This window comes from Ramlibacter sp., assembly GCF_028292805.1.
Classification (GTDB): Bacteria; Pseudomonadota; Gammaproteobacteria; order Burkholderiales; family Burkholderiaceae_C; genus Ramlibacter.
The window spans coordinates 1-4,358 of record NZ_JAQGLS010000146.1; the positions used below are offsets into that span (position 1 = coordinate 1).

At 66.4% G+C, this 4,358-nt stretch carries 4 protein-coding genes; all 4 read right to left on the reverse strand.

Translation table 11 applies throughout. From position 1 onward, the window contains the following. Positions 1-37: 37 nt before the first annotated feature. Genes eno through JWP65_RS08525 form a run of 4 tightly spaced genes read right to left on the reverse strand, consistent with a single transcriptional unit; the run spans position 38 to position 4,220 of the window. Positions 38-1,327 (reverse strand): phosphopyruvate hydratase, encoded by a 1,290-nt coding sequence (gene eno / locus JWP65_RS08510; RefSeq protein WP_299762727.1) that lies wholly within the window; start codon positions 1,325-1,327, stop codon positions 38-40. Beyond that, positions 1,328-1,669 carry a DUF1330 domain-containing protein gene (locus JWP65_RS08515; RefSeq protein ID WP_299762730.1) on the reverse strand — a complete coding sequence of 114 codons (342 nt, stop codon included), beginning with the start codon at positions 1,667-1,669 and terminating at the stop codon, positions 1,328-1,330. A gap of 14 nt (positions 1,670-1,683) precedes the next feature. Next, positions 1,684-2,541: a 3-deoxy-8-phosphooctulonate synthase gene (gene kdsA, locus JWP65_RS08520; protein ID WP_299762732.1), complete on the reverse strand. Its 858-nt coding sequence runs from the start codon at positions 2,539-2,541 to the stop codon at positions 1,684-1,686. Continuing rightward, positions 2,541-4,220: a CTP synthase gene (locus JWP65_RS08525; RefSeq protein WP_299762735.1), complete on the reverse strand. Its 1,680-nt coding sequence runs from the start codon at positions 4,218-4,220 to the stop codon at positions 2,541-2,543. The genes kdsA and JWP65_RS08525 overlap by 1 nt, the downstream gene beginning before the upstream one ends. Positions 4,221-4,358: the final 138 nt, after the last annotated feature.

Sequence of the window (4,358 nt, forward strand, 5' to 3'; positions counted from 1 at the left end):
GCAGGACGGCGGCGGTGCGGCTGTTCACGTCCCCCGCTCAGGTGTTGCGCAGGTTGTAGAAGGCGGCGCGGCCCGGGTACTGCGCGATGTCGCCGAGGTCTTCCTCGATGCGCAGCAGCTGGTTGTACTTGGCCATCCGGTCAGAGCGGCTCAGCGAGGCGGTTTTGATCTGGGCGGCGTTGGTGCCCCCCGCGATGTCGGGGGTGGTGGAGTGCTCGGTCTCGCCCGAGCGGTGGCTGATGACGGCCGTGTAGTTGGCCCGCTTGGCCATCTCGATGGCGGCGAAGGTCTCGGTCAGCGTGCCGATCTGGTTGTTCTTGATCAGAATCGAGTTGGCGATGCGCTTGTCGATGCCTTCCTTGAGGATCTTCGTGTTGGTGACGAACAGGTCGTCGCCCACCAGCTGCACCTGCTTGCCCAGGCGCTCGGTCAACAGCTTCCAGCCGTCCCAGTCGCCCTCGGCCATGCCGTCCTCGATGCTGATGATCGGGTACTTGCCGACCCAGCCTTGCATCATGGCGATCCAGTCGGAGGCGCCCAGATGCTGCCCTTCGGCGTCCAGCCGGTACAGGCCGTCCTTGTAGAACTCGCTGGAGGCGCAGTCCAGTCCCAGGGCGATCTGCTCGCCAGGCTTGTAGCCGGCCTTTTCGATCGCCTCCATGATCATCTGCAGCGCGGCCTCGTGGTTCTCCACGTTCGGCGCGAAGCCGCCCTCGTCGCCGACGGCGACGCTCATGCCGCGGTCGTGGATGATCTTCTTGAGCGCGTGGAACACCTCGGCGCCGTAGCGCATCGCCTCGCGGAAGGTCGGCGCGCCCACCGGGATGATCATCAGCTCCTGCAGGTCCAGGTTGTTGTTGGCGTGGGCGCCGCCGTTGATCACGTTCATCATCGGCACCGGCAGCTGGCAGCCGCCCATGCCGCCGAAGTAGCGGTACAGCGGCAGGCCCGATTCCTCGGCGGCCGCGCGGGCCACGGCCATCGACACGGCCAGCATCGCGTTGGCCCCGAGCCGGCCCTTGTTGTCGGTGCCGTCCAGGTCGATCAGCGTCTTGTCCAGGAAGTTCTGCTCGGAGGCATCGAGGCCCAGCACCGACTCGGAGATCTCGGTGTTGATGTGTTCCACCGCCTTGAGCACGCCCTTGCCCAGGTAGCGGGCCGGATCGCCGTCGCGCAGCTCGATCGCCTCGCGCGAGCCGGTGGAGGCGCCCGATGGCACCGATGCGCGGCCCATGGTGCCGGACTCCAGCAGCACGTCGCACTCCACGGTGGGATTGCCACGCGAGTCCAGGATCTCGCGGCCGACGATGTCAACGATTGCGCTCATTCAGGTGCTCTCTTTGGTTTTTTGTGGAATCGGGAATTCAGACCGGCTTGCCACGCCTTCGACCAGCACCATGTTGAAGTAGTCGCAGGCGCCGGCGCGCAGGCTGCGCGCGCGGGTGTACAGCTCGCCGTCGTGGAAGGCCTTGGCCTGCTCGTAGCTGGGAAAGCGCAGCATCGCCACGCGGTGCGGCTGCCAGTCGCCCTCGAGCGTCTCGTGCCGGCCGCCGCGCACCAGGTACTCGCCGCCGGCCGCCTTGACCGCCGCCGGCGCGCGCGCCATGTACTCCTTGTACTGCTCGGGCTTGGAGACGTTCATCTCCACGATGAGGTAGGCAGCGGGCATGCGGTCTCCTGGCGTCAGGCGGCGAAGTCGTTCTCCAGGAACCGGTTCTTCTTGGTGATGCGATCGAGCTCCACCAGTGTCTCGAGCAGGGCGCGCATGCGATGCAGCGGCACCGCATTGGGCCCGTCCGACAGCGCGTTGGCCGGGTCCGGATGCGTCTCCATGAACAGGCCGGCCACGCCGACGGCGACGGCGGCGCGCGACAGCACCGGCACGAACTCGCGCTGGCCGCCCGAGCTGGTGCCCTGGCCGCCGGGCAGCTGCACCGAGTGGGTGGCGTCGAACACCACCGGGGCGCCGGTCTCGCGCATGATCGCCAGCGAGCGCATGTCGCTGACCAGGTTGTTGTAGCCGAAGCTGGCGCCGCGCTCGCAAGCCATGAAGACGTCGTCCGGCAGGCCTTTTTCGCGCGCCGCGTCGCGGGCCTTCTGGATCACGTTCTTCATGTCGCCGGGGGCCAGGAACTGGCCCTTTTTGATGTTGACCGGCTTGCCCGACTGCGCCACCGCGCGGATGAAGTCGGTCTGGCGGCACAGGAAGGCGGGCGTCTGCAGCACATCGACCACGCTGGCCACCCGCTCGATCTCGGCCTCGCTGTGCACGTCGGTCAGCACCGGCACGCCCAGCTCGCGCTTGACCTTGGCCAGGATTTCCAGGCCTTTCTCCATGCCGGGGCCGCGAAAGCTGGTGCCGGAGGAGCGGTTGGCCTTGTCGTAGCTGCTCTTGAAGATGAACGGAATGCCCAGCGTGGCCGTCATTTCCTTGAGTGCGCCGGCCACGTCCATCTGCAATTGCTCGGACTCGACCACGCAAGGGCCGGAGATCAGGAAGAAGGGACGGTCCAGGCCGGCCTCGAATCCACACAGCTTCATCACGCCACGACCTTCAGCGACTTGCCCGCCTTCTGCGTGCCGACCTGCTGCTGGCGGGCGGCGTCGATGAAAGCGTTGAACAAGGGATGTCCGTCCCAGGGGGTGGACTTGAATTCGGGGTGGAACTGCACGCCCATGAACCAGGGGTGGACGTCGCGCGGCAGTTCGACGATCTCGGTGAGGTGCTCGCGCTGCGTCAGCGCGGAGATCACCAGGCCGGCCTGGCGCAGCTGGTCCAGGTACTTGACGTTGGCTTCGTAGCGATGGCGGTGCCGCTCGGTCACCACGTCGCCGTAGATGCTGTGCGCCAGCGTGCCGGGGGTGACGTCGGAGCTCTGGGCGCCCAGCCGCATGGTGCCGCCCAGGTCGGACTGCTCGGTGCGGGTCTTGATCGAGCCGTCGGCGTCCTGCCACTCGGTGATCAGGGCGATCACGGGGTGCGGCGTCTGCGGGTCGAACTCGGTGCTGTTGGCGTCCTTCAGGCCCGCGACGTTGCGCGCGTACTCGATGGTGGCGACCTGCATGCCCAGGCAGATGCCCAGGTACGGCACCTTGTTTTCGCGGGCGAAGCGGGCGGCGGCGATCTTGCCTTCGATGCCGCGCTTGCCAAAGCCGCCCGGCACCAGGATGGCTTCGTACTTCTGCAGCTGGCCGACCGTCGCGGGCGTGATGGATTCGGAGTCCAGGTAGTCGACCTTCACCCGCACGTGGTTGCGCAGGCCCGCGTGGCGCAACGCCTCGTTGAGCGATTTGTAGCTGTCCGACAGGTCGACGTACTTGCCGACCATGGCGATGTTGATCTCGCCCTTGGGATGCTCGACCTCGTGCACCAGGTCGTCCCAGCGCTTCAAGTTGGCCGGCGGCGTGTTCAGCCGCAGCTTGTCGCAAATCAGTCCGTCCAGGCCCTGCTCGTGCAACAGGCGCGGCACCTTGTAGATGGTGTCCACATCCGGCATCGAGATCACGCCCCAGCGCGGCACGTTGGTGAACAGGCTGATCTTCTCGGCCTCGTCCTCCGGAATGTTGCGGTCGGCGCGGCACAGCAGGGCATCGGGCTGGATGCCGATCTCTCGCATCTTCTGCACCGTGTGCTGGGTCGGCTTGGTCTTGAGCTCGCCGGCGGCCTTGATGAAGGGCACGTAGGTGAGGTGGACGAAGGCGGAGTTGTTCGGCCCGAGCTTGAGCGCCATCTGGCGCACGGCTTCCAGGAACGGCAGCGACTCGATGTCGCCTACGGTGCCGCCGATCTCGACGATGGCCACGTCCACTTCGGTGCCGGTGCCAAGGCCGGCGCCGCGGCGGATGAATTCCTGGATCTCGTTGGTGACATGCGGGATGACCTGGACGGTCTTGCCCAGGTAGTCGCCGCGGCGCTCCTTCTCGAGCACGCTCTTGTAGATCTGGCCGGTGGTGAAGTTGTTCGCCTTGCGCATCCGGGTGGACACGAAGCGCTCGTAGTGGCCCAGGTCGAGGTCGGTCTCGGCGCCGTCATCGGTGACGTACACCTCGCCGTGCTGGAACGGCGACATGGTGCCCGGGTCCACGTTCAGGTACGGGTCGAGCTTGATCAGGGTGACTTTGAGGCCACGCGACTCGAGGATGGCGGCGAGGGAGGCTGAGGCGATTCCCTTGCCCAGGGAAGACACCACACCGCCGGTGACGAAGACGAATCTGGTCATGTCAGGTCGGAAGGGGCGCTTCCGGGGAGGTGGTAAAGCGAGATTATACCGGCGGGTGAGCAGGCGGCAGGGAGCGGGAACAAGGAATCGGACATCCATACGCGAAGGGCGCGAAGGTTCCGCGAAGGACGCGAAAGA